A 22,309-nucleotide genomic window follows, 5' to 3' on the forward strand; every position below is an offset into this window, starting at 1 on the left:
CGTTATACGGGTTGGTGTTGATACGGAATCTCAATAATGGTCGTTACGCCGGTGGGCGCGGTGTCGATAGCGAGGGTGCCCTGAACGAAATTTACTTTAGAGGACAGGTTGTTGTAAACCGGGGTGCGGGGACTATCATCTTCGGCAATCAGGGTCAACGTCTGATGATTAAATACCAGTTGCAGGGTAGCCTGCGTAGCGGTCGAATTTTTGATAATGTCGTTGATGAGTTCAGCCGCGATCCGAAACACCTGTACCTCGGTGGCCGCATCGAACCGGCGTTCCTGCCCAATTACCACATACTCGAACTGGACGGAGCTGCCCGGGCCTACCTTGTCGACCGTTTCGGCCAGTGATTTGGCCAGCCCCAGCTGGGCGAAATTTTTGGGCATCAGGTTGTGCGAAACAGTACGCAGATTCTCTACCGCCCGGTCCAGCAGGCCGCGGGCTTCGCCCAGCATCGGGAACCGCTCCCGAACGTCGGGCTTGCGTAACGTACTCGACACGTACCCAATGGCGGTAGAGAGCATGGCCCCCACATCGTCGTAAAGGTCTTCGGCCATGCGGTTACGCTCCATTTCGAGCGCGTCGATAATCCGTTTCGACTGGGCCTGTTCGCTCTGATGAAGAGCCGTGAGCAGCAGACGGTTTTGCCGCTGGTATTTCTGAAACCAGAAGAACAGGATGCCCGATGTAAGTACCAGCAGATCAAACAGCAAATTAATGATGATAAGTATATAACTGTCGAATTGAAACAACGGCTCTTTCCCGCGCGTGAAGGCCAGGTTGATAAAGAAAACCAGCAGGTAACCCACCAGCTGAATAGAAAAAGTGAAGGTGTAAAAAATCACCACCTTTTCGCCTTGCCGGATGCGCTCAAAGATGGACCAGAACGCCAGCCCGATGCTAATAACAATGAGGGCTAACGTTGCATTAAACGTCCATTGAAAATGGTGCAGCGGAAATACGTCGAAAACCCGCAGGACAATGTTCAGTACCAGCAGCAGCGTAAGCCCGTATTTGAACCCGTTTACGGCGTAACACGCCCGGCTTTGCCCCGCTTTTTGCCCGATAAATTGCTGCATAAACTGTAACTGTGTCAGCATAATGAGCCAGCCCGAGAGCAATTGGGGGTCGAGCCGGTTGAAGGCCGGGGTGTTAGGCCAGAGGTATTGAAATCCCAGGCCCGACTGTCCCGAAATGTGGAAGGCAATGGCCAGGATGAGGCAGATAAACCAAAAATAGATCCGGTCTTTCGTAGCCACAAAAGCAACGGTGTTGATGAGCAGAATCAGGAGGCTGAATCCGGTCAGGAAGCCCCAAGACAGGTAATCATTCCGGTCGTGTCGCTCGAAGGTATTACTCCCCCACAGGCTGACCCGAACACCCAGTACCTCGTGCCGTTTGGCCACCATGATAAATAAATCGGTGGGGGCTTTAGCCGTCAGTGAAATCGGAAACAGCCAGTTTCGGCTCGGAAAGGCCCGCGAATCGAAGGGCCGGGCGTCGCCCGTAAGTACCTGGTGAATCAGGTTATTTCCGGTTAGCTGATAAAACCAGAAATCATTGATGCGCGGATTGTCGAGTTCCAGAAAAGCGGTTTGAGGGGTACTGGAAGCCAGTCGCAGATGAATCCAGTGATGCGAAGCCGTGTAACCCTGGTTCAGCAGGCTGGACGGTAAAGGCTTAAAACGCCCCTGCTTATGAAGCCGGACTATCTGCTGCATGGAAAGTCGGGTGGTGGTGTCCTCAAAATGATCGATGAAGCCGTCCAGCAAATACCGTTTGTCGGACGTGACCCGATAAGTTTGCTGCGCTTCCACGGCAGAAAGCGATACGATGAGCAGGAGCAGTATGAAAACGGGATGTCTCAACAACAGTGGGTGATTTGGGCAAAGCTAGCCGGATACGCCCTGCCAAAACATACTAACTTGTTTGTATTTTTTGCGAAAGCCGAACGGCTATGGTGGTACCGTCTCCTCCCGAATCGAGGGTTACGTCGGCCTGTAGTTCGTGGGCGCGGGCGTACAGATTCTTCAGGCCAATACCCGGTTGGCTTTCTCCGGCCGACCGGGCATCGAACCCCCGGCCGTTGTCGCTGACCGTCAGCGAAACACCCCCGGCCTCATTCGTTAGTACAACATGCGCCTGCGTGGCCTGCGCGTGTTTGCGTACATTATTCATCAGTTCCGTAGCAATCCGGTACAACTGCACGTCCTGACTAACCGATAACGCGGGTTTTTCGCCCGTTTGCACAAACGTGAACTGCACTAACTGGGTCTGGTTGAGTTGCTCCGTCAGTTCAGCCAGGGCAGCGGCCACGCCTTTTTGGGCCACCGCAACGGGTAGCCTGTTCCGGGCAATCCCATCCAGGTCGGCATCCGCTTTCTGAATAAGCCGAACCGAATCGGTAAGCTGCGCCGACGAAACTACGCCGGTCAGGAGGTGCTGGACCTGCCCGAGTCGCTGGCTTACATCGGCGCGGAGGAGGTGCTGCACCTGTTCCCGTTCCGCATCGAGCATCTGGATAATTTTCTGGTTTGTCTGCTGCTGCGTCCGTGTCAGGTTGAGTGTCAGCGTCTGATGCTCCCGCACCGACTGCCGGTAGCGGTACGCCAAGAGGTAGGCAAACACCACTAAGTCGATAAAAAAGATGACAACTATGAGCAGGTACGGCTCAATCAGATAAACCCCGTCGGCCTGGTTGCGCGACATATTCTGGATAATATTGACAAACTGGCCAGTCATTTGCAGGGCCAAACCGGCCCCGTATAGCTGCCGGAGTGCATTGTCTGACTGTAAACTAACCACAATAATCCACAGAAAAGCTAAAACAGTTGCATTTGCCAGTAGGGTATGGATGCGCGTAACCACCTGAATCAGTTCCGGATAGTGCTGCGGCAGGTGCAGTAGTTGCGCGGCAAGTAACCCCGTGAAACCAGCCCAGAAAGTACACTTCAGTACCTGCGTGGCCCAAAACAGCCGTTTGTGTTCCTGCTTTAGATTCAGAAAATACTGCTGAAACTGAAGCATAGCCGGTACATACAGCCAAAGTGCCTGGATGAGTGGGTCGGGTGCGTTGAGGGCGGGCAGCCCCGGCCACAGGTACTGGAAGCCCAGCCCCGAATCGGCGGCCTGCCGCAGAAACAGGCCAGTCACATAAATAGCGTACCACAGGTATACAGGGTCATTGCTGGTGCGCCAGAACAGTACGTTGAGCAGTACCACCAGCGCCACAATACCCACAAAAATGCCCCACAGAAAATATTCGCGCTGCTCTTTGTCCTCAAAATCGCTGGTGCGCCAGAGCGTCATCTCGGTCGCTAAATTCTCGTACCGCTTGTCGAGCCGGAGGTAATACTCAGTAGGCTGGCGGGGGCTGCTATGGAGTGGGAAAGCGAAGGTTTTAGTGGGTATGGGCCGCTGGCTGAACATGAACCGGTCGCCCGTTTTGGTGACCGACATTACGAGGCCATTTCGCACCGTTATCAGTTGCAGCGCATTGATAGCATGATTCCGAACGTCGAGGGTCAGGTCCGTTTCAAGGCTGTCGGGCGGCAACCGGAACCGGTACCAGTGGATTGACTCGGTGTAACCCACGTTTTGCCGCCGGTGCCGGATGGGGGCAAACCCCGCCGACTGCAGTACGGACTGGATGGTGGCCCGCGCCGTAGTGTCTTCCCAGTGAAACAGGGTTATTGGAAAGGCTTTCATGGGCGCTGTAGAGCGGGCATGATACCACGAAAAGCCCCAAATGGCCAGTATTACTATTCCAAACAAGCCAATCAGATTCCGGACCATATCAGGCAGTGGGAAAAGGGACGGTGAGCATCACGGAATGCCCCTGCTCATTGGTTTCAATGAGTAAGTCGGCGTTCAGAAACTCCGCTTTCGTGAGCAGGTGGGGCAAACTGCGTTCGTCCCGGTAGTCAGGCTGTGCGGGGCCATTGTCTTCAACGGTCAGGTTCAGGTAGCCGGGGTGATAAATCAACTGGACCGTAGCCTCGGTAGCGTGGTTCTGGTGCTGAACCTGCTGAATCAGTTCGGTGGCTATACCAAACAGTAGCCGTTCCGTTTGAGCGGGTAGCCGTTTAACGTCTCCCAGGCTGATAAACTGAAACTGCGTACCCATGCCCGATTTCTTTCGTATCGTTTCGTCAATGGCTTCGGCCAGGCCCGTCTGTTCGAGGTGCTTCGGCATCAACTGGTGCGACAGGGTTCGCAGTTCGTGGGCGGCTTCGTCGAGCAGGGTCTGCGCGTGCATCAGGGGTCCCGTTTTTTCGGTACGGGTCAGCACCGACAGGTAGCCCTTTGCCACCGACAGGGTAGGGCCGATGTCGTCGTGGAGGTCCTGCGCCAGTCGCTGCCGTTCCTCTTCCAGCGCATCGATTACCCGTTGCTGCGTTTGCTGATGGGCGGTGAGCAGGTCGAGTTCGAGGGTACGGTTAATTTGGCGGGCAACCTGGTAGCGATAGGCCAGGCCATACGAGAAAAAGACAATATCCAGGAAAACGGTTACGCCCATGATAACATACGTCAGCACATCAAACGGCAGGGGCCAGCCTCTATCCTGGCACCAGTTGATGAGCGACACCAGTACGAAGCCCGAAAACTGAATCAGCAGCGCGTAGGTGTAATACCGAACTAATTTTTCCTGTTGCCGCAATGAACTCCGGCGCTTGTGCTCCCACAAGCTAAGGGCCGTCAGCGTAATGAGGGCTATCACAAAATAGCGTGTAGCCGATGCGGTAAACTTATACAGGTACAGTTCGCGCCCGGCCACGTCGGAAAGCTGAATGCCAATCACTGCCAGCAGGGTTATCAGAACTACTAGTTTGAACCCGTTATTCCAGCGATATATCCGGCTTCTCAGGGCGGTTTGCCGGATAAAAAACTGCATAAAGGTGAGCTGCGCAATCATGGCTGCCCAGATGTAGAGGTAAACCGGCGCGAGCTCGTTGATGCGGGGCGTATTGGGCCACAAATACTGAAACCCCAACCCGGCATCGGAAAACAGATGCATGGTCATGAAGTGAATATACAGCCCGAACCACAGGTAAATCCGGTCTTTGGTAGCCAGCAGCATCACAACCGCTACAATAAGTACCAGGCAGATAACGCCGATGTATATACCCCACGCAAAATACTCGTCGCGGTCGGTATGCAGGAAAACGGTCCGGGGCCAGAGCCGGATAAAGAAGGACAGGATGGCGTTGGGACGGTTGAAGCGCAGGTAATACCCGGCCCGTTCGCCTGCCAGCAGCCGGAGCGGAAAAACGTAATTATTGTTGAGGTAAGGCCGGTGGCTGAAGCTAAATCGGTCGCCGGTGTGCCCCAGCGACTGGATGACCCCGTTCTGAACGCTGAACAGTTCGAGGTCGTCGATGTTGGCGTACTCGATTTCCAGCATCAGGCTGGCTTTCTGAACGGTTTCCAGCTCAAAATAAAGCCATTGCACGGCGGTGTTATAGCCAAAATCCTGCCGGACCGTACGGCTGTTGGATAGGCTGAATTGCCCCTTGTTCTGCCGTTCTACTGCCTGGTTAATGGTGAGTTTGCCCGTTGTGTCTTCCAAATGATACAGGGCTTCCCGTAGAGATAATTCGCCGGAGGGCAGGGCCGAAGCACCAACCAACAGAGGCTGAGGGCCGGACTGCGCCCAGGCTGCGTGGCTGAGCCAGACGCACAGCCAAAAACACCGAAAACGGTTCATGAGAAGGGAAGGATTTGCCGGGATAGATGCGAAACTCCCTCAAAAGAAAACCTTTTACGGTAAAAATACAAACAAGTTGGTATGGATTTGCCCCTGTCCAATCTGCCACCTTTGTATCACCCAAACGGGATAATTTCTTTCTCTTTTTTAACCAAATCAAATCAAACAAAAATCATGAAAAAAGTAAGCTTGATTCTCGCCCTTGTTTTCGGCTTCGCAGCCACATCATTCGCTCAGTACGGTGCGGCAAAATGCGCCTGGAATATGGAAAGTGCCCCGTATAATTCAAACCAGACAATAATACAGTTCACCAACATTGTGCTGCTCGGGATTTCGGATAGTGAGGGTGAGCCGGTCTATTCCGTTGCACTGACGGCAAACTTCGGTACCGGCAAGGCATCCAACGTTGTGCTTACCGAAAGCAAATCAGGAAAAAAATGGCTGATGAATCAGGTTAGCCCCGGGGGCAAACCCTTACCAACTCCCTGCAACAGTGGTCAGGGGGCCACGTTCAGTGATGCACTGGTGTACCGGTCATCAATGACAAATGTCTCGGTTTACGTTTCCGTGCGAGACAATGGTAAAGCGGTGTACGTGTTCGCCCACAAACCGATGGACACCAAGCTGAAACTATAACCGGCTTACCAATTCCATACAAGAGGCTGATCCATCGGGTCGGCCTTTTTTATGGAGTACACTAGTAAAAATACAAACAAGTTAGTATGGATTTTCCCCTGCCCAACCGGCCACCTTTGTATCACCCAAACGGGATAATTTCTTCATCTTTTTTTTAACCAGCTACAGTCATGAAAACACAAAAACTGATCGGTATCATCGGCGCGGGAGTCAGTGGCTTGGTTACGGCCAAAACCATGCGCGAACACGGTTTCGAGGTGGTGCTCTTCGAGAAAGAGGCCGAGCTGGGGGGCGTCTGGACAAGCACCCGCCGGTATCCGAACGTGACCACGCAGAACACCCGCGATACCTACACGTTTTCGGATTTTCCGATGCCCAGACACTACCCCGAATGGCCCACCGGTCAGCAGGTGCAGGAATACCTTACCAACTACGCCCGCCATTTCGACCTGCTGCCCCACATTCAGTTCGGCACCGCCATTCGCCACGCCGACCCCATCAACGGCGGACACGGGGGCTGGGTGATGCATACCGTGCAAAACGGGATTCCCGGCCGGGTAGAAGTCGATTTTCTGGTGGTTTGTAATGGCGTTTTCAGCGAACCGGCTGTGCCAGCTATCCAGGGCCGGGAGTCGTTTGGTGGGCAGGTGATGCACAGCACGGCCTTCCGGCAGGAGCACCTCGACGCGGCCAAAACGCAGAAAGTAGCGGTGGTGGGCTTTGCCAAATCGGCCCACGATATTCTGTCGCAGGTGAGTTCGGTTTCGGAGAAGCCGGTGTGTATTTACCGGGAAGCGAAGTGGAAAATGCCGCGTATTTTCTGGGGCCTTAATTTTAAATACCTGCTGCTGCACCGTTTTGGCGAGTCGCTGTTTCCGTACCGGTTTTTGTACGGTATCCATAAATTCCTGCACGGCCCAATGGGTAAACCCGTTACCAACTTCCTGGTTAAAAGCATCGGCAACCTGGTAGCGGCCCAATTGAAACTCAAAAAAAGTGGACTGCTGCCCGATAAGCCTTTCGACAGCATCGCCAACTGCTCCATTGGCCTGACCTCCGACAATTTTTACGAGTGGGCCGCTACGGGCGATATCCAACTTGAAAAGGGGGAAATCAGCCGGTTTGAAACCGACGGCGTTCGGCTGACCAACGGCAAAAAGATTGAGGCCGATATCGTTGTGTTTGCCACCGGTTTCCGGCAAACGGTGCCGTTTTTCGACGCCGATATAACCCGGCGGCTGCGGAATGCCAAAGGCTGGTTTCAACTCTACCGGAACGTACTGCCCGCCGATGTGCCGAACCTTTCTTTTGTGGGCTACAACCCCTCGTTATTCACGCCGTTTACGTCCGAAATGGCCGCGCATTACTCAGCCCAGTACGTTAAAAATCAGCTTAACTTGCCCGATGCCGCCGGGATGAAAGCGGAGATTGCCCGGCATCAGGAATGGCTCATGCAGCGGGTGCCGCACGGGCATTCGTCGGGTACGTGCATTATCCCGTTCTCGTTCCACCACGCCGACGAACTGATGCGCGATATGGGTCTGAAAACCCGCCGTACCGGCAACCCGGTAACCGAGTTTATGGCCCCGTTCAACCCCGGTATGTACAAGGGACTGACGCAGGAATTGCAGCGGTTGCCCGCGGCCCGGTCACAACCCAAAGTGGGGCAGATGTTGGCTAATGCAGTAGCCGTAGTTTGAGGTAGTAAACAGGACAGACCTCACAAGTAGCTGATTTTACCCCTGACTTTTCTGGAGATTCAGGCTTTGCGAACACCCCTTACCCACGAACCACCCCCCTGACTATGACACCCTTTGCCAACTTCCTTACCCGCATTGCCAACTGGAAAACGTTGCTGTTTCTGGGGGTAATTTACGTAAGTTTTCCCGCCTACTGGTTTAAAAACGCCGGAGCCACCATCAGTCAGTTAGCGGGGAAACCCGTTGACCCCATCGACCTGACGTTTGGGTTCAACCCCGCCCGGACGCTGGCGATGGTGGCCGGGTACGGCCCCACTGCCCGTGCTTTTTACGCCCGCACCGAACTGACGATTGATCTGGTTTACCCCGTCGTGTACAGTTTTCTGCTGGCCGTAATCCTGACGATGCTATTTCGCCACTGGTCTAACAGACAGTTTGTTCTGTTACCCTTTGTCGTTCTGTTGTCCGATTACCTCGAAAATGCGGCCATTGTAACGCTGCTGACTGGCTACCCAGCGCAATCAATGACTGTGGCCGTGCTGTGTGAAGTGTTTAAACTAATCAAGTGGCTTTCGTTCGGGATTACCGTTTGCCTGGTTGTTTATGGGCTTGTCTTAAGGGTTTCAGGACGCAGAGACGCCCGCCCGAGAAACGGCTAAAGTGAATTAGTGCAGCGTACCCGGATAATTGAATTAGTGGGGTGTTGATTTTATGACACCCCATCATGTGCCTTTGATGATACGGCTATTCGTTCAGAACAGAGCTCCGTTCAGTCTTGTAATCAGTTGTCACCACCCACCAGACGGGCGATGTTGCTTTTGACTACCTGACGGAAAGGTAGAAAGTGGCTGCCGATCATCCCCTAATCACCCACATTGACCCGGTCCGCCATCAGTGAACCAGATGCCCGGAAGGGGTGAACGCTGATCAGTGAAATGGTTAACGTTAGGGTGTTCCAGGCTATTGACCGTTTGGATCGGTCAGTATCCGTTCCCGGGTATCATTCCCTGCAATCCGCAGCCGCTCCTGTATTTAGGGGTGGCTTTTTTTTGAACAATTAACTCAGTATCAGAAAAATACAAACTTGTTTGTATGGATTTGCCCCTCCTCCATCTGCCATCTTTGTATCACCCAAACGGGACAAACATTGCTCATTTTAACCAACGGCCAACGGCCACAAACCAATCAGTATCATGAAAAAAGTACTCAGTATCCTCGCCCTTTCCCTGATTGCCTTATCAGGATTTGCCCAACCCGCCAAATACTCCTTCGAGGAGGTGTCGTACAGCGCCCGCGATAAAACAAAATGGGTGCAGATTTACTCATCCGACATTGTTGATGCGGATGGCGCACCCAGGTACAGCGTTATCGCCCAAATTGATGTTCAGACGAACAAACTCAAGGAGTACTCGGTCTATCTGTCGGAAACCGGAAAGTCTGGTTCGCTGTGTATGAGTACCGTCAATCACATCAGTCACCTGTACTTAAGTACGCCCAACACGGGGGGCGTGGAGGCCTACGCCTGCCGTAACAAGTTTACCAACGTAGTTATCTATTTCCTGGCCGGTGCCACCACGTCGGATACATTTAAGTTTCTGATTCATGTGCCATCGGGCCCGCAGAATATTAAGATGTAGTCCGGTGCGGGACTACTGACTGAACCCGGCACAAATTATCCTCTTTTTAACCCGTTCAATCGCCAGCGAAAGACTCCGGTCTGTTCGCTGGCGATTATAGTTTCATGTCTGCCTGAGTTTAGGTTGTGAGCAGTTGTTTTGTGCTGATAATGAGTAAAATACAAACTTGTTTGTATGGATTGGCGGGGGCGGGAATTGCCACCTTTGTCGGGTAATCCAGACACGAAAAAGCTTGTGAAAACGTCTTTTCTTTTCCTCTTCCTCAACATACTGTCAGGCAGTCTGACAATGGCCGGTAACGGATCGGCGCGTCTGGATACCGCAACCGTGCCACAGCCGGACTCCACCCGCCCCGCCCAACCCGCCTTAACCATTACCGGCGATCTTGACCTGACAAAAAGCGTCTATGCCATGCGGGGTCAGGAGGGGGCTTCGGCTTCTGCGCAGCATACGCCCTGGTACCTGACGGGTAGTCTGGTTCTGGCAACCCGCTCTGGCTGGATCATTCCCCTTCAGGCCGTGTGGAGTTCGCCCGCCAGCAGCAACGGGCAGACCTACAATACCATTGGCGTTAGTCCACGCTACAAAAACTGGCTGACGCTGCACGGAGGGTACCGCAATCTGGAGTTTTCGCCCTTTACGCTGGCGAGTCATACCGTACTGGGCGCGGGCGTCGAACTGAATCCGGGCCTGTTACGGGTTGGTCTGATGGCGGGGCAGTTCAGCAAAGCCGTTGAGGCAACCGCAACCGACCCCGACCGGGTGGCCACCTTCCGGCGGATGGGCTACTGCGCCAGAATTGGCGTTGGCAATGACCGGACTTACCTCGATGTAATTTTGCTTAACGCAGCCGACGATGCCCAGTCTATCCGGCCCGATACCCTGGGTTACCTGACGCCCGCCCAAAACGTGGTGCTGGGGTTGAGTGGCCGGATTCGGACCAATCGGAACATAACAGTCGAGCTGGATGCGGCTGGCAGTGCCTATACCAGCGATACCCGCGCTGAACCGTTGCCTGCAACATCGGCCGATAGTCGGCTGCACTACGTACACTACCTGAACGGAGTCAAAAAATCAATTTCTGTCAATTCATCCACCAGCATCCGTACGGCAGTACAGGCATCGCTGAACTACCGCCTGAACTGGGTCGACCTGCGCCTGCGGTACAAGCGCGTTGAACCCGGCTATCAGTCCATGGGGGCGTACTACATGCAAACCGACATCGAACGGATTACGGTAGCTCCCACCATCCGGCTGTTTAAAAATCGACTCCAGTTTCGGACCAGCGCAGGCTGGCAGCACGACAACCTGAACAATCAGAAGCGTACCCGAACCAACCGGCTGATTGGCTCCGTAAGCGTCTCCTACACAACGAACAACAACCTGACGCTCGATCTGTCGGTATCGAATTACGGTACTACGCAGCGGGCAGGCTACCGCCCCCTCAACGACACCACCCGGTTGGCCCAGAATAACCGAACCCTGTCGGGCAGCGTGTTCAAGTCCTGGACCGGACAAAATAAACTGCACAATCTGACTGGTTCGGCAACGTACCAGGAATTGCAGGACCTTAACCCGTTTACCGCCGACAATAACTACAGTCAGAACTGGAACTACACCGTTGGCTACACCCTGCAGCATCCCGCAGCCGGGCTGGACCTGAACCTGGGCTATACCTACACCTTCAGCCGGGCAGTGGAGCTGAGTTTTCTGTTTCACGGCCCCACCGTAAGCGTACAGAAAAAACTGGTTGCCGATAAGCTGAGCGCGTTGCTGATGGTTGGTTACCTCAGAAATGAAGAAACCCTTACCGGCGAAATGCAGCAGGGGTTTACACTGAACAACACCCTTACGCTCGACTACCAGCTAACGCCGGTGCACAGGCTGTCGATAAGCGGAACTGATAACCGCAGTCGGGGCGCGCAGTCCTACCGCCAGCAGCAGGCTACCGTTCAGTACACGGTGTCATTCTGACAATGATAGCCCCCTATGCCCTGCCTTGTGGGGGAACGAAGCCGCTGGTGTAGCGCTGATTTGACGGGTGTTAGGAGGAACACCCGTATAGCATACTTACAAAACACCTCATCATACAGGGTATGCTGTTGCATGACTGTTGCCCGGTCGGGGGAGGAAGCTGGCATAAAAGCCGGAGGGGGCCGCGTTTCGTAGTAATAGCAGCGAATCGCCAACTCCCCAAACGAGGCTGCGTACCAAAAGACCAGCGTAGCCTCCCGGCCCTGTTGGCAACTGGACGCACCGGAGGGACTTTCCTGATAGTATAACTTGATCGCTGTCATACGGCTGAATGACCAATATCAGCCGCAATGGAGTCGCGGGTCATGATTAGAACAGGCGCAGGCGACGACCTTTGTCTTGCCTGGTAGCTCCCACGGTGCTGTAGCGTATCAGCCTGATCATCTGAGGCAATAGTTCAAACAGGCGGAAGCGGCACCCGGGCCAGCCAGCTATGTATATGCCTATGAGCCGCCCAATCCAGTTGAATGCAGAAAATAACCAGACCAAAGCACCATCATCAGACGGGTCGACTTACGGTAAAATCATCTCCGTTCGGGGGAGTGTGGTGGATGTGTGGTTTGATCATGATTTGCCAGCCATCTACTCGGTGCTCTATGCCGGAGTAGACAGGCAGGTTACGATTGAAGTGCTGACCCAGCTCGATGAACATAGCGTTCGGGGAATTGCCCTCAACCCCACGCAGGGACTGGCGCGGGGTATGCGCATTGAAACAGAGGGGAAACAGCTTTCAGTACCGGTCGGGAAGGAAATAATCGGTCGGATGTTCGATGTGTTTGGCAAAACAATCGACCACGACCCACCCTTGCCCGACATGGCTCAGCGCTCCATTCATCAACTGCCCCCACCGCTGTCGAAGCGGTCGACGAAATCAGAAATTTTCCTTACCGGCATCAAAGCCATTGATGTACTTATTCCGCTGGAGCGGGGTGGGAAAGCCGGTTTGTTTGGCGGGGCGGGTGTTGGCAAAACCGTGTTGCTCACGGAGATGATTCACAACATGGTTGGCCACTCCAATGGGGTAAGTCTGTTTTGTGGCATTGGCGAACGCTGTCGGGAAGGCAACGAACTCTACCACGAGATGAAGGATGCCGGGGTGCTTCAACACATGGTGATGATGTTCGGCCAGATGAACGAGCCCCCCGGTGCCCGCTTTCGCGTGGGTCATGCCGCCCTGACCATGGCCGAATACTTTCGGGATGATGAACACCGCGACGTACTGCTGCTCATCGACAACATATTCCGGTTTATTCAGGCGGGGATGGAAGTGTCGGGTCTGTTGGGCCAGATGCCGTCGCGGCTGGGCTACCAGCCAACGCTGGCAACCGAACTCTCCAAGCTGGAAGAACGCATTGCCAATACCGATGCGGGTGCTATTACCTCCATCCAGGCCGTGTACGTACCCGCCGATGATTTGACGGACCCGGCCGCCGTACACGCGTTTTCGCACCTGTCGGCATCCATTGTGTTATCCCGAAAAAAAGCCAGTGAGGGCCTTTACCCCGCCATCGACCTGTTGCAATCCAATTCTAAAATGGCCACCCCCGGCACCATCGGTGATCGGCACTACGCACTGGCGCAGGAGATTCGGCGGGTGCTGGCGCAGTATGAAGACCTACAGGATATTATCGCCATGCTGGGTCTGGAGCAGCTTTCGGCCATCGATCGGGACCTCGTAAACCGGGCCCGGCGGCTGGAGCGATTCCTGACGCAGCCCTTTTTTACCACCGAGCAGTTTAGCGGCCTTACCGGCAGGGATGTCAGTCTGGAAGAAGCCCTCCGTGGTTGCGAGCGGATTCTGGCCGGTGAGTTCAACGACCTGCCGGAAAGTGCGTTTTACATGGTCGGCACCATTGACGAGGTGATTAAAAAAGCCGGTTCGTCCGGCAAATCAGCCAATCTGAAATCCGAAACCGCAGCCAAACCGGCAGTAGCCGTTGACAAATAAACCAACCAATTATGGACCAATCCGGGATGAATCTGAACGTGTTGCTGCCATTCCGGGTCTTCCTCAGCCTCCGGAACGTGCGCCGTATTGTGGTAGAAACGAATGCTGGTTCCTACGGTTTTTTGCCTCACCGTCTCGATTGTGTGGCCGCGTTGGTACCCGGTATCTTTACGTACGAAACCGATAAAGGAGCCATTCATTACGTAGCCGTAGACGAAGGCGTTTTGGTAAAAGCAGGTGCCGACGTGTCGGTATCCGTACGCAATGCCATTGGCGGGGCCGATCTTGGGAAGCTCCGGGAATCGGTAGAAAAGGAATTTATGCAGCAGGATGCGCAGGAACAGACGGTTCGCTCGGTGATGAAAAAAATGGAAACCAGTTTCATCTCCCGGTTAGAAAAGCTTCGGCAGGAATAACCATGAAATCGACCCCTGAAAAAACCGGTTCATCCTTCAGCCAGCAGATTGGCGAGCAGGAAAACCAGAAACTGAATGCCCAGCATGAAACAAAGCAGGGCGTCTGGTATGGATTGGGCATGTTTGGCATGATCGGCTGGTCTATTACGGTGCCCGTCTTACTGGGGACGGCATTGGGAGTCTGGCTGGATAACCACTACCCCGAATCGTTTTCCTGGACCATCACCCTGCTGTTTTCAGGGCTTTTTTTGGGTTGCCTGACCGCCTGGACGTGGGTATCGACCGAAGAGAAAACAATGCATCAAAACAAGGAAAAATCCGATGAATGAATTCGTAAAAATTACACTGGCCGGACTGGCAGGCCTGGGCCTGGGTACCTTCTTCTTTTATGGCCTCTGGCTCACGGTCCGCAAAACACTCACTACCAGCAGGCCCGCCCTCTGGATGCTGAGCAGTTTCATGATTCGGATGGGTATAACCGTTGCGGGCTTTTTCTACGTAGGAAACGGAAACTGGCAGCGACTGGTGGTTTGCCTGCTGGGGTTTGTCATTGCCCGTTATATGGTTACCTACCTCACCCGGTCTGCCGAAGCCCAACAACAACCGGTAGATAAATCGATCAGCCATGCATCTTAGCCCCGACGACGTTATCTTCTGGCAGTACGGGTTCATCACCATCAACCTGACGCTGGTTACGACCTGGGGATTGATGGTAGTGATGGTCGTTGGCTCAGGGTTAATTACCCGGAAACTGAAAACGGGGCTACACATTTCCCGCTGGCAGTGCGCCCTCGAAATAATTGTTACGGGCATCAATACCCAAATCGAGGAGGTTGGGTTACGTCAGCCCCAAAAATACATTGGCTTCATTGGCACGCTGTTTCTATTCATTGCCATCGCCAATATGTGCATCGTTTTTCCGGGATACGAACCCCCAACCGGCTCGTTATCAACCACTACTGCGCTTGCTCTGGGTGTATTTCTGGCGGTGCCCTTTTTTGGCGTCGAGCGGGGCGGGGTGCTCACGTACCTGAAATCATACCTGCAGCCAACCTTCATCATGCTTCCCTTCAACATTATCAGCGACATTACCCGGACGCTGGCCCTGGCGGTGCGTCTGTTCGGAAATATCATGAGCGGGGGCATGATCGTCGGTATTCTGCTGAGCATATCGCCCCTTATTTTCCCCGTCATCATGAACGTGCTGGGCTTACTGACGGGGCTGGTACAGGCCTATATTTTTAGTATTCTGGCTACGGTGTACATCGCGGCCGTGGTGTCGAAACCCGATAAACAAACGTGAATTTAAAATTTGATTTTGTTCAGTATTATCCCGTAGGGATCAAACAGCGATGCGTCGGTAGAAACCCCGGGTAGCCAATGCAATCCAGCGTGCCGTAGGTACGCAACAATTGCGCGGGTTGCGTACCTACGGCACGCTTAGGCTTGAGGTGATTTTAATTTCTACCGACGCTTCGCTGTGAAGGCCCTACGGGCCAAAACATGGCCCACTGTTAACCCGAATTCACGATCAACAAATACAACCAATCAAACCTATGGATAGTATCACCATTATTGCCCTAGTCTCCATCATCACGGCGGGCTTCACCACGGGTGTCGGAACAATGTATCCGGCCCTGAGCGAAGGCAAAGCCGTTGTCGCGGCCCTGAGTTCCCTGGCCCAGCAGCCCGATGCGTCATCGACCATTACGAGAACCTTATTTGTGGGCCTGGCTATGATCGAATCGACCGCCATTTACTGTTTCGTCGTGTCGATGATTCTCATTTTCGCCAACCCATTCTGGAACCACTTCATCGCTAAATAAGCAGCTATGCAAATCAACTGGTTCACTGTCATCGCACAGCTCTTTAATTTTATCCTGCTGGTGTGGCTGATGAAACGCTTTCTGTATGCCCCCATTCTGGCTGCCATCGACGAGCGGGAGAAGAAAATAAAGGCGCAACTCAACGACGCAAAAGATCAGAAAGCCGAAGCCAAAAAAGAGCAGGATGAGTTCAGTGCTAAAAATGCGGACTTCGATCAGCATAAAAAGGCGTTGATGGATGCCGCCATTGCCGAAACGCAGACCGAGCGGCAAAAACTGCTCGATGCTGCCCGAACCGACGCTGAAACCCTGCGCACTAAACAAGCCAGAGCGCTGGAAGAAATGCAGGCCAGCTTGCAGACCGATATTGCCAAAAAGACGCAGCAGGCCGTTTTCTCGATCACCCAAAAAGCACTGGTCGACCTGGCTTCCGTGAGCCTTGAGAGCCAGTCTGTAGCCGTTTTCATCGAACGACTCAGGCACCTGAAAGCCGATGAGAAACAGGCGTTTGTGGATGCGTTTCAGGCCGACAAAAAGCCGGTTCAGATAAAGAGCGCCTTTGCCTTGTCGGCCAGTCAGCAAACCGATGTGAAAGCCGCACTCACTAAACTCCTCGGCGCCAGTGCCGACGGCGCGTTTACGACAGACCCGGCTTTAATCAGCGGTATTTCCCTGATGGCCAACGGGTATAAGCTGGCCTGGAGCGTGGCAGACTACCTGACATCGCTCGAAAAAAGCATATCGGTACCAAAATCTGTGGCCCCGAAAAAAGAATCAGATACGAAAAAACATGCCGTCAACTGACTTACGCGAATGCATAAACAGCACCTTCGATGACTTAATCACGGGCAGTGAAACGTTTACCCCTTCGCTGGTTCCCCGCGAGATCGGTACGGTCATGAGCGTGTCGGCGGGCGTTGTCCGGGTGTCGGGGCTGCCGGGTGCGGGCTTCGACGAACTGCTGGCGTTTCCCGGCGGGCTATTTGGTATTGCCTATAACATCGATGAAACGGAGATCGGTGTTATTCTGCTGGGTGAAGATGACCGGCTGAACGTCGGCGACATGGTCGAGCGGACGGGCCGGGTCATGGATGTTCCCGTGGGCGATGCATTGCTGGGACGGGTGATTACGCCCCTGGGAGAACCCCTGGACGACGGCGATCCGATTGCTACCCGGAAGCGACTCCCCATCGAGCGGCCTTCCCCGGCCATTATGGATCGGTTGCCGGTCACGGTTCCGCTGCAAACGGGTTTGAAAGTGATCGATGCGCTGATTCCCGTTGGTCGCGGGCAGCGCGAACTGATTTTAGGCGACCGGCAGACGGGTAAAACGGCCATTGCCCTCGACACGATTCTGAATCAGCGCGACAGGGAGGTGGTATGTATCTATTGCGCCATCGGCCAGCGGTCGTCTTCGGTGGCGAAAGTGATTGCCACCCTGCGCGAAACGAAAGCCCTGGACTATACCATTGTGATGGTAGCCGAAGGAAATGACGCTCCCGGCCTGAAATACATTGCCCCCTATGCTGCCACCAGCGTAGCCGAGTATTTTATGGAACAGGGCCGCGATGTGCTGATTGTTTATGACGACCTGACCAATCACGCCCGGGCGTATCGCGAACTGTCGCTGCTGCTCCGGCGACCACCGGGCCGGGAAGCCTTTCCCGGCGATATTTTTTATATCCACTCCCGATTACTGGAACGATCGACGCACCTGAGCCAGGAATTGGGCGGTGGGTCGCTGACGGCCCTGCCCATCATCGAAACCGAAGCGCAAAACATCTCGGCCTACATTCCGACGAACCTTATTTCCATCACCGACGGGCAGATCTACCTGTCGCCCAGCCTGTTCGAATCGGGTATTTTGCCGGCCGTTGATGTAGGTAAATCCGTTTCGAGGGTGGGTGGCAAGGCGCAGTTGCCCGCCTACCGATCCATTACGGGAAATCTGAAACTGGACTATTCGCAGTTTGAAGAACTGGAAAACTACGCCCGGTTTGGCACACGGCTCGATGAACATACGCAAACCGTGATTGAGCATGGCAAGCGGATTAGGAACTGGCTCAAACAACAGGAACTGCACCCGATGTCGGTGCCGGAGCAACTGGTCGTACTACTGGCCCTGACCAATGGCCTGTTTGATACGGTGCCGGTTGATAAAATGCCCGAAGCGCAAACGCTGCTGGCCGCGAGCAGCCTGAAACTCCCCGCCAAACTCCTGAAGCAACTCGTTTCGGAAGCAGACCTGAGCCAGGCCGATCACGACGCTATTCTGGCCAGTGCTAAAACGCTGCTGGCTCCTTTTCAAGCCCAGCCCGACCTAAAAACGACCTGAGCCAATGGATACGCTGGAAAGCCTGAGCCGAAAAATTGCCGGAGCCACCGATATTAAATCCGTAGTTCGGACCATGAAAGCAATGGCCGCTGCCAACATTGGGCAGTATGAACTGGCGGTTGGTTCACTTGGCGATTACTACCGAACCGTGGCGCTTGGTCTCGTTGCCTGTTTCAGGGCTGAGCCAGTTAAGTCGGAAACCACAAAAATAGAACCCGTCAACACGCCTTTACCGGCGATTGGTGCCGTTGTTTTTGGGTCCGACCAGGGCCTGGTTGGTTCGTTTAACAATACCCTCGCCGATTTTGTCGGGCAGACGCTTGGGGCTTTGCCGGGCCAGAAAGAAATCTGGACGGTGGGCGAACGGGTTCAGCTAATACTATCGGATAGTGGCCTGCCGGTCAGTACCCATTTTCCGGTGCCTACATCGATCAATACCATTACCCCGCTGGTGGGGCAGATTCTGGTAAAAGCACAGGAAAGCCTTGAAAATGGCACCCTTACCGAATGCTACATCTTCCATAATCAGCCCAAAGCAGATACGGGCTACGTAGCCGTATGTAAGCGTCTGTTGCCGCTGGATACGCAGTGGAAACGGGAACTGACCGCGTTTGCCTGGCCAACGAAAACGATTCCTCAGGTAGCCGGAGAACCGCAAAATACCTTGCTGACCCTGATTCGCGAGTTTCTTTTCGTATCCTTATTCAGAGCCTGCGCTGAGTCGCTGGCCAGCGAAAATGCCAGTCGGCTCAAGGCCATGCAACGGGCCGAAAAAAGCATCGACGAACTGCTGGACGATCTGGGGCATAAATACCACCGCACCCGTCAAAGCGCCATCGATGAAGAGTTGTTCGATGTTGTGTCGGGATTCGAAGCGTTGAAAGTTGATAAGGCTAAGGGGGAATAGAGTGCAGGTGGGAACGGGGGTGGGGATGAGATTAAGGAGGGATGTCACTCTGTCTGTAATGCATTGGGTTAATAAGCCCCTAAGAATTTGTGACCGTTGAAATGAATAAGGTGGTCTGGGTTATCGGCAATCCAAACTTCCGTTTCCCACGCAATATTCATTACCCACTTGCGAAAGTCGGTCCGGGTCAGGAATGCTGTCACAAAAATTAGTTCTGCCCTACAGTCTTTCAACAGCTTTTTGAGTTCATGTACCCTTATTTCAGACATAGGGCCTGAACTGTGTACCGCTTCAATCAGGTACAGCCAATTGTTCTTTTCGCTGTAGGCTATTATATCTGGCAGCTCATCGTGAGAAAGTTTGAAAAAGGCAAGCCGCGCCAATTCTTCTTCCTCAATGTGCAGCATTTTATTCGATGTATCGCCGATGTACAGCACATGACAGTCGCTCCCAAACCTCGGCAGAAATTGCTCAATAACAGCCTTTTGCAACACGTTGTGTTCACCCAACGACAAATTGAGTGGCTTGCCGCCAGGTAACGATACCGGTATCTGCTCAATATTTCTCTTGCGTTCAAGAAGGTCGGCAAGGGAAGGTTTGGTTGCATTGAATGCCGCGAGTGATTTGACCCAACTTGTTGTCTTGTACTGGACAACAAGATTTTTAAAGTCAGAATGCAGTGCATACCCTCTTGTCGGGTCATTTGTAGCTGCGCTTAACTTGTCACCACTATTTACAATCAAGTCGGCAATTACCAAAAGTTTTAAGTCCTTACGGCGTATGTCGTCATAAGAGCCGGAAGAAATAGTTTCCTCAAAATGTTTGTTGACAAACGTAATGATTTGTCTCGTCTGCAAATGCGTATTGTCCGAAGCCGTCGTCCAATCTTCTGTGACGTTGGCTACAGCTAAGAATGCCTGTGCCATTTTCTCAGCTCCCCGCTCGCTCTTTGTGTTTACTGGAATGCCTACACTGTCAAGAATATCTAATGCTTCGTTTACCAAATGCTGAACCTTTGCCGATTTGGTGCTTTTGGGAATGTAATTCTTCATGCGGGAAATAGTGTGAGCACTTTGTTGGGCGAAAATTCCTTCTCAATTATTTCCTCCGGTGAATAAAGTGGTTCAAGGTTATAGCACTCTTTCAGGGCCAAAGCAAGTTTGTAAGCTAACAGCGGGGGGACTGCATTGCCAATTTGATTGAAGCGTTGCGTTTCATTGCCTTCAAACTCAAACCAATCAGGGAAGCTCTGTAATCTTGCCGCTTCACGGTGCAACAAACGTCTGCGTCTTCCGTCTTCCAATTTTACCCTTTGCATATCGCCGGTTGCACCTGCCAGGTTGCGGCAGGTTAATGTTCTTGCTGGTTTGTTAGGGTATAAATCTCTTGGATTAACACAGGCGGATGCTTTTTCGTACTTAGCAACATACCTGTCCATCGATTCAGTAAGAAATTTGCTTTCTTCAGGAACGGTGTACATATAATCACCAATGGCCTGGCCTACTGTAACCTTTACCGGTGAAGGCTTGGGGAATTTAAAATCACTGCGGTGGCCGAAAACAAACAGCCGTTCCCTATTTTGGGGAATGCCAAAATTGACAGCGTTCAAGAGTTTAAAATCAATTATATAACCCAGCTTTTGGAGTTCCTTTATCACAAGCTCAAAGTACCATTTGTTGGCATAAAGCAAGCCCCGTACATTTTCAAACATGCACACTTTAGGCTGTAACTGTTTTACAGCGTCAAGAAAAATAGGAAAACCGTCTCTAGAATCGTAAATACCTTTTTGGTGCCCGCCAACACTAAACGGCTGGCAGGGAGGGCCACCAATCACGATCTGAGCCGCCGGGTAGTCAAAGCCCACGCCCAATTTTACGGCATGACATTCGCCTTTCAGGTTGCGATTGTAAGTAGCCGTTGCAGCGGTGTCCATTTCATAGCCAACAGTTTTGTAACCCGCAGCCTCAAAGCCTAATGAAAGTCCGCCACATCCTGCAAACAGGTCAAGCACAAGTGCCTTTTCGGTTATGTTCGGCGTTAAAACTCGATTTATTTCGTCAACATATTCTATTTGCTTCATTACTCCAAAAATACAAAAGTCGGCGGTATGTCAGGGTAAATACTTCACTTATACCCGTCTCCGATGCTCTAAACAATCATAGACGGGAACGATATAAGTCAGGCCCAACAACTCCGCAACCCAATCCTGCCAGCGGATTCGGTTGTCTTCCAGCGGTATGGCAATGCCTTCCTGGTGGGGCATGGTCCGACGTCGGGCCCGAACCGCTGCTGATGCCTACAGATAGCGGAGGGTACATTATCCAGTCCTGCTTCTGCAACCACGTTTGTTATGCGCTTTTTTTACGTCTCAGTATGTTTACAATGCGATTATACACGATCTCCGATAGATTCCAGGTGTACCCACCACTTGTATTGATAAACTGAATAACAACCGTGTCAATGTCTTTGTGATACTTTGCAATACTCGAGTATCCTGGCAACAATCCTGTATGTTCATAAACATAAATAGAGGAATAAATAGCCTGTTCATTGTCATTTAGCAAAGAGCCATCGTTCAATGCCCTCAGGAATATGCCCACATCGGCTGCTGTAGCAACCATTGAGCCGGCAGGGCTTATAAAATCATTATGCTTTAAATCGCCATCATAGCCTACGTCATACCCACTCATAACATCGTCTAAATCCACTTCACTAAGCAAACTGTACGTATTATTCAACTCAAGCGGTATCAAAATTTCCCGCTTGATGTATTGATGATGGCTGTATCCTAATGTTTTATCGAGGATTTCGCCTATCAACAAATAATTCGTATTTGAATAACTATAATTTTTATCAGGTTCAAAGTCAGCAGGCTTATCAACTGAAGTTACGCAGGGTCAATGTTTAACAAGAGATTCTTTTGTTGGAGAAACCGGAGTTCAGCTAAAGCTGCCTGAATGGCTTTGATATACAGTCGACCTTTCAAGGCGAACTGATTCGTTGATTCAGCAAGTTTTAAGCCCTCTAACTTGACAAAAGCACAGACTGAAGCCAGCAAATGAGTGCTCTGTGTGGTGATACTACGAGCCGGTGAATTTTGCAGTGAAGTGTTGTTCTTCAGCGACTTATGGTAGTCTTCAATGCCCCACCGTTTTTG

Annotated in this window: 21 protein-coding genes and 2 pseudogenes; 14 read left to right on the forward strand and 9 right to left on the reverse strand. The window is 52.6% G+C overall.

The genetic code is table 11. The features are described from left to right. Nucleotides 1-2: 2 nt before the first annotated feature. From B157_RS0124990 to B157_RS0125000, 3 genes are read right to left on the reverse strand one after another with little or no spacing between them, the layout of a single operon-like run. Nucleotides 3-1,874, reverse strand: a complete 1,872-nt coding sequence (locus B157_RS0124990) for a sensor histidine kinase (RefSeq protein WP_020606048.1) — start codon at nucleotides 1,872-1,874, stop codon at nucleotides 3-5. A gap of 52 nt (nucleotides 1,875-1,926) precedes the next feature. Then, on the reverse strand, nucleotides 1,927-3,801 hold the full coding sequence (locus B157_RS0124995; protein ID WP_020606049.1) for a sensor histidine kinase: 1,875 nt from the start codon (nucleotides 3,799-3,801) through the stop codon (nucleotides 1,927-1,929). 1 nt (nucleotide 3,802) lies between these two features. Further along, a complete protein-coding gene (locus tag B157_RS0125000; RefSeq protein ID WP_020606050.1) occupies nucleotides 3,803-5,713 on the reverse strand; it encodes a sensor histidine kinase in 1,911 nt (636 codons plus the stop codon). A gap of 174 nt (nucleotides 5,714-5,887) precedes the next feature. Between B157_RS0125000 and B157_RS0125005 the strand changes: the two genes are divergently transcribed. From B157_RS0125005 to B157_RS0125025, 5 genes are all read left to right on the forward strand, one after another. Further along, nucleotides 5,888-6,349 (forward strand): hypothetical protein, encoded by a 462-nt coding sequence (locus tag B157_RS0125005; protein ID WP_157618579.1) that lies wholly within the window; start codon nucleotides 5,888-5,890, stop codon nucleotides 6,347-6,349. Nucleotides 6,350-6,519: 170 nt separating this feature from the next. After that, the gene (locus B157_RS0125010; protein WP_020606052.1) at nucleotides 6,520-8,049 is read left to right on the forward strand and encodes a flavin-containing monooxygenase; all 1,530 of its coding nucleotides are present in this window, start codon (nucleotides 6,520-6,522) and stop codon (nucleotides 8,047-8,049) included. Between the two features lie 104 nt (nucleotides 8,050-8,153). After that, on the forward strand, nucleotides 8,154-8,708 hold the full coding sequence (locus B157_RS0125015; protein WP_020606053.1) for a hypothetical protein: 555 nt from the start codon (nucleotides 8,154-8,156) through the stop codon (nucleotides 8,706-8,708). Nucleotides 8,709-9,242: 534 nt separating this feature from the next. Then, complete coding sequence (locus B157_RS0125020) at nucleotides 9,243-9,686, forward strand: hypothetical protein (protein ID WP_020606054.1); 444 nt, start codon at nucleotides 9,243-9,245, stop codon at nucleotides 9,684-9,686. A 234-nt stretch (nucleotides 9,687-9,920) separates the two neighbouring features. Continuing rightward, nucleotides 9,921-11,660, forward strand: coding sequence for a hypothetical protein (locus tag B157_RS0125025; protein WP_245565258.1), 1,740 nt, complete (start codon nucleotides 9,921-9,923; stop codon nucleotides 11,658-11,660). Here the strand turns inward: B157_RS0125025 and B157_RS38530 are convergent. Beyond that, complete coding sequence (locus tag B157_RS38530) at nucleotides 11,639-11,983, reverse strand: hypothetical protein (protein WP_157618580.1); 345 nt, start codon at nucleotides 11,981-11,983, stop codon at nucleotides 11,639-11,641. The two genes, B157_RS0125025 and B157_RS38530, sit on opposite strands and share 22 nt — an antisense overlap. Before the next feature lie 182 nt (nucleotides 11,984-12,165). Between B157_RS38530 and atpD the strand changes: the two genes are divergently transcribed. From atpD to B157_RS0125070, 9 genes are all read left to right on the forward strand, one after another. Then, complete coding sequence (gene atpD, locus B157_RS0125030) at nucleotides 12,166-13,668, forward strand: F0F1 ATP synthase subunit beta (RefSeq protein ID WP_157618581.1); 1,503 nt, start codon at nucleotides 12,166-12,168, stop codon at nucleotides 13,666-13,668. A gap of 11 nt (nucleotides 13,669-13,679) precedes the next feature. Continuing rightward, nucleotides 13,680-14,084, forward strand: coding sequence for a F0F1 ATP synthase subunit epsilon (locus B157_RS0125035; RefSeq protein ID WP_020606057.1), 405 nt, complete (start codon nucleotides 13,680-13,682; stop codon nucleotides 14,082-14,084). A gap of 2 nt (nucleotides 14,085-14,086) precedes the next feature. Further along, nucleotides 14,087-14,413 (forward strand): AtpZ/AtpI family protein, encoded by a 327-nt coding sequence (locus B157_RS0125040; RefSeq protein WP_020606058.1) that lies wholly within the window; start codon nucleotides 14,087-14,089, stop codon nucleotides 14,411-14,413. Next, the gene (locus B157_RS0125045; RefSeq protein ID WP_020606059.1) at nucleotides 14,406-14,720 is read left to right on the forward strand and encodes an ATP synthase subunit I; all 315 of its coding nucleotides are present in this window, start codon (nucleotides 14,406-14,408) and stop codon (nucleotides 14,718-14,720) included. The genes B157_RS0125040 and B157_RS0125045 overlap by 8 nt, the downstream gene beginning before the upstream one ends. Then, nucleotides 14,710-15,387 carry a F0F1 ATP synthase subunit A gene (locus B157_RS0125050; RefSeq protein WP_020606060.1) on the forward strand — a complete coding sequence of 226 codons (678 nt, stop codon included), beginning with the start codon at nucleotides 14,710-14,712 and terminating at the stop codon, nucleotides 15,385-15,387. Before B157_RS0125045 ends, B157_RS0125050 begins: the two co-directional genes overlap by 11 nt. 253 nt (nucleotides 15,388-15,640) lie before the next feature. Next, complete coding sequence (locus B157_RS0125055) at nucleotides 15,641-15,910, forward strand: F0F1 ATP synthase subunit C (RefSeq protein WP_020606061.1); 270 nt, start codon at nucleotides 15,641-15,643, stop codon at nucleotides 15,908-15,910. A 6-nt stretch (nucleotides 15,911-15,916) separates the two neighbouring features. Then, a complete protein-coding gene (locus B157_RS0125060) occupies nucleotides 15,917-16,714 on the forward strand; it encodes a F0F1 ATP synthase subunit delta (RefSeq protein ID WP_020606062.1) in 798 nt (265 codons plus the stop codon). Beyond that, a complete protein-coding gene (locus B157_RS0125065; protein ID WP_020606063.1) occupies nucleotides 16,701-18,245 on the forward strand; it encodes an alternate F1F0 ATPase, F1 subunit alpha in 1,545 nt (514 codons plus the stop codon). Before B157_RS0125060 ends, B157_RS0125065 begins: the two co-directional genes overlap by 14 nt. Nucleotides 18,246-18,249: 4 nt before the next feature. Then, entirely contained in the window at nucleotides 18,250-19,152 is a 903-nt protein-coding gene (locus B157_RS0125070) for a F0F1 ATP synthase subunit gamma (RefSeq protein WP_020606064.1), read from the forward strand. 68 nt (nucleotides 19,153-19,220) lie between these two features. Here the strand turns inward: B157_RS0125070 and B157_RS0125075 are convergent, their stop codons facing one another. The 5 genes and pseudogenes from B157_RS0125075 to B157_RS39440 all read right to left on the reverse strand — a co-directional run. Then, entirely contained in the window at nucleotides 19,221-20,204 is a 984-nt protein-coding gene (locus B157_RS0125075; RefSeq protein WP_020606065.1) for a BsuBI/PstI family type II restriction endonuclease, read from the reverse strand. After that, nucleotides 20,201-21,232, reverse strand: a complete 1,032-nt coding sequence (locus tag B157_RS0125080; protein WP_020606066.1) for a DNA cytosine methyltransferase — start codon at nucleotides 21,230-21,232, stop codon at nucleotides 20,201-20,203. The genes B157_RS0125075 and B157_RS0125080 overlap by 4 nt, the downstream gene beginning before the upstream one ends. A gap of 48 nt (nucleotides 21,233-21,280) precedes the next feature. After that, nucleotides 21,281-21,415: a hypothetical protein gene (locus B157_RS40150; RefSeq protein ID WP_281168505.1), complete on the reverse strand. Its 135-nt coding sequence runs from the start codon at nucleotides 21,413-21,415 to the stop codon at nucleotides 21,281-21,283. A gap of 85 nt (nucleotides 21,416-21,500) precedes the next feature. Continuing rightward, a pseudogene (locus B157_RS36000) lies at nucleotides 21,501-22,013 on the reverse strand (serine hydrolase domain-containing protein); the annotation flags it as partial. A gap of 26 nt (nucleotides 22,014-22,039) precedes the next feature. Next, nucleotides 22,040-22,309, reverse strand: a pseudogene (locus B157_RS39440) (IS701 family transposase); the annotation flags it as partial.

The organism is Spirosoma spitsbergense DSM 19989 (genome assembly GCF_000374085.1).
Classification (GTDB): domain Bacteria; phylum Bacteroidota; class Bacteroidia; order Cytophagales; family Spirosomataceae; genus Spirosoma; species Spirosoma spitsbergense.

Bases quoted from the DNA above. Each gene is read 5' to 3' on its own strand.
- B157_RS40150 (WP_281168505.1), bottom strand. From the start codon at position 21,415: ATGCCCCACCAGGAAGGCATTGCCATACCGCTGGAAGACAACCGAATC.
- B157_RS0125015 (WP_020606053.1), top strand. From the start codon at position 8,154: ATGACACCCTTTGCCAACTTCCTTACCCGCATTGCCAACTGGAAAACG.
- B157_RS0125050 (WP_020606060.1), top strand. From the start codon at position 14,710: ATGCATCTTAGCCCCGACGACGTTATCTTCTGGCAGTACGGGTTCATC.
- B157_RS0125020 (WP_020606054.1), top strand. From the start codon at position 9,243: ATGAAAAAAGTACTCAGTATCCTCGCCCTTTCCCTGATTGCCTTATCA.
- B157_RS0125040 (WP_020606058.1), top strand. From the start codon at position 14,087: ATGAAATCGACCCCTGAAAAAACCGGTTCATCCTTCAGCCAGCAGATT.
- B157_RS0125055 (WP_020606061.1), top strand. From the start codon at position 15,641: ATGGATAGTATCACCATTATTGCCCTAGTCTCCATCATCACGGCGGGC.
- B157_RS0125010 (WP_020606052.1), top strand. From the start codon at position 6,520: ATGAAAACACAAAAACTGATCGGTATCATCGGCGCGGGAGTCAGTGGC.
- B157_RS0125070 (WP_020606064.1), top strand. From the start codon at position 18,250: ATGGATACGCTGGAAAGCCTGAGCCGAAAAATTGCCGGAGCCACCGAT.
- B157_RS0124995 (WP_020606049.1), bottom strand. From the start codon at position 3,801: ATGGTCCGGAATCTGATTGGCTTGTTTGGAATAGTAATACTGGCCATT.
- B157_RS0125080 (WP_020606066.1), bottom strand. From the start codon at position 21,232: ATGAAGCAAATAGAATATGTTGACGAAATAAATCGAGTTTTAACGCCG.
- B157_RS0125035 (WP_020606057.1), top strand. From the start codon at position 13,680: ATGGACCAATCCGGGATGAATCTGAACGTGTTGCTGCCATTCCGGGTC.
- B157_RS0125045 (WP_020606059.1), top strand. From the start codon at position 14,406: ATGAATGAATTCGTAAAAATTACACTGGCCGGACTGGCAGGCCTGGGC.
- B157_RS0125075 (WP_020606065.1), bottom strand. From the start codon at position 20,204: ATGAAGAATTACATTCCCAAAAGCACCAAATCGGCAAAGGTTCAGCAT.
- B157_RS0125005 (WP_157618579.1), top strand. From the start codon at position 5,888: ATGAAAAAAGTAAGCTTGATTCTCGCCCTTGTTTTCGGCTTCGCAGCC.
- B157_RS0125000 (WP_020606050.1), bottom strand. From the start codon at position 5,713: ATGAACCGTTTTCGGTGTTTTTGGCTGTGCGTCTGGCTCAGCCACGCA.
- B157_RS38530 (WP_157618580.1), bottom strand. From the start codon at position 11,983: ATGACAGCGATCAAGTTATACTATCAGGAAAGTCCCTCCGGTGCGTCC.
- B157_RS0125065 (WP_020606063.1), top strand. From the start codon at position 16,701: ATGCCGTCAACTGACTTACGCGAATGCATAAACAGCACCTTCGATGAC.
- B157_RS0125060 (WP_020606062.1), top strand. From the start codon at position 15,917: ATGCAAATCAACTGGTTCACTGTCATCGCACAGCTCTTTAATTTTATC.
- atpD (WP_157618581.1), top strand. From the start codon at position 12,166: ATGAGCCGCCCAATCCAGTTGAATGCAGAAAATAACCAGACCAAAGCA.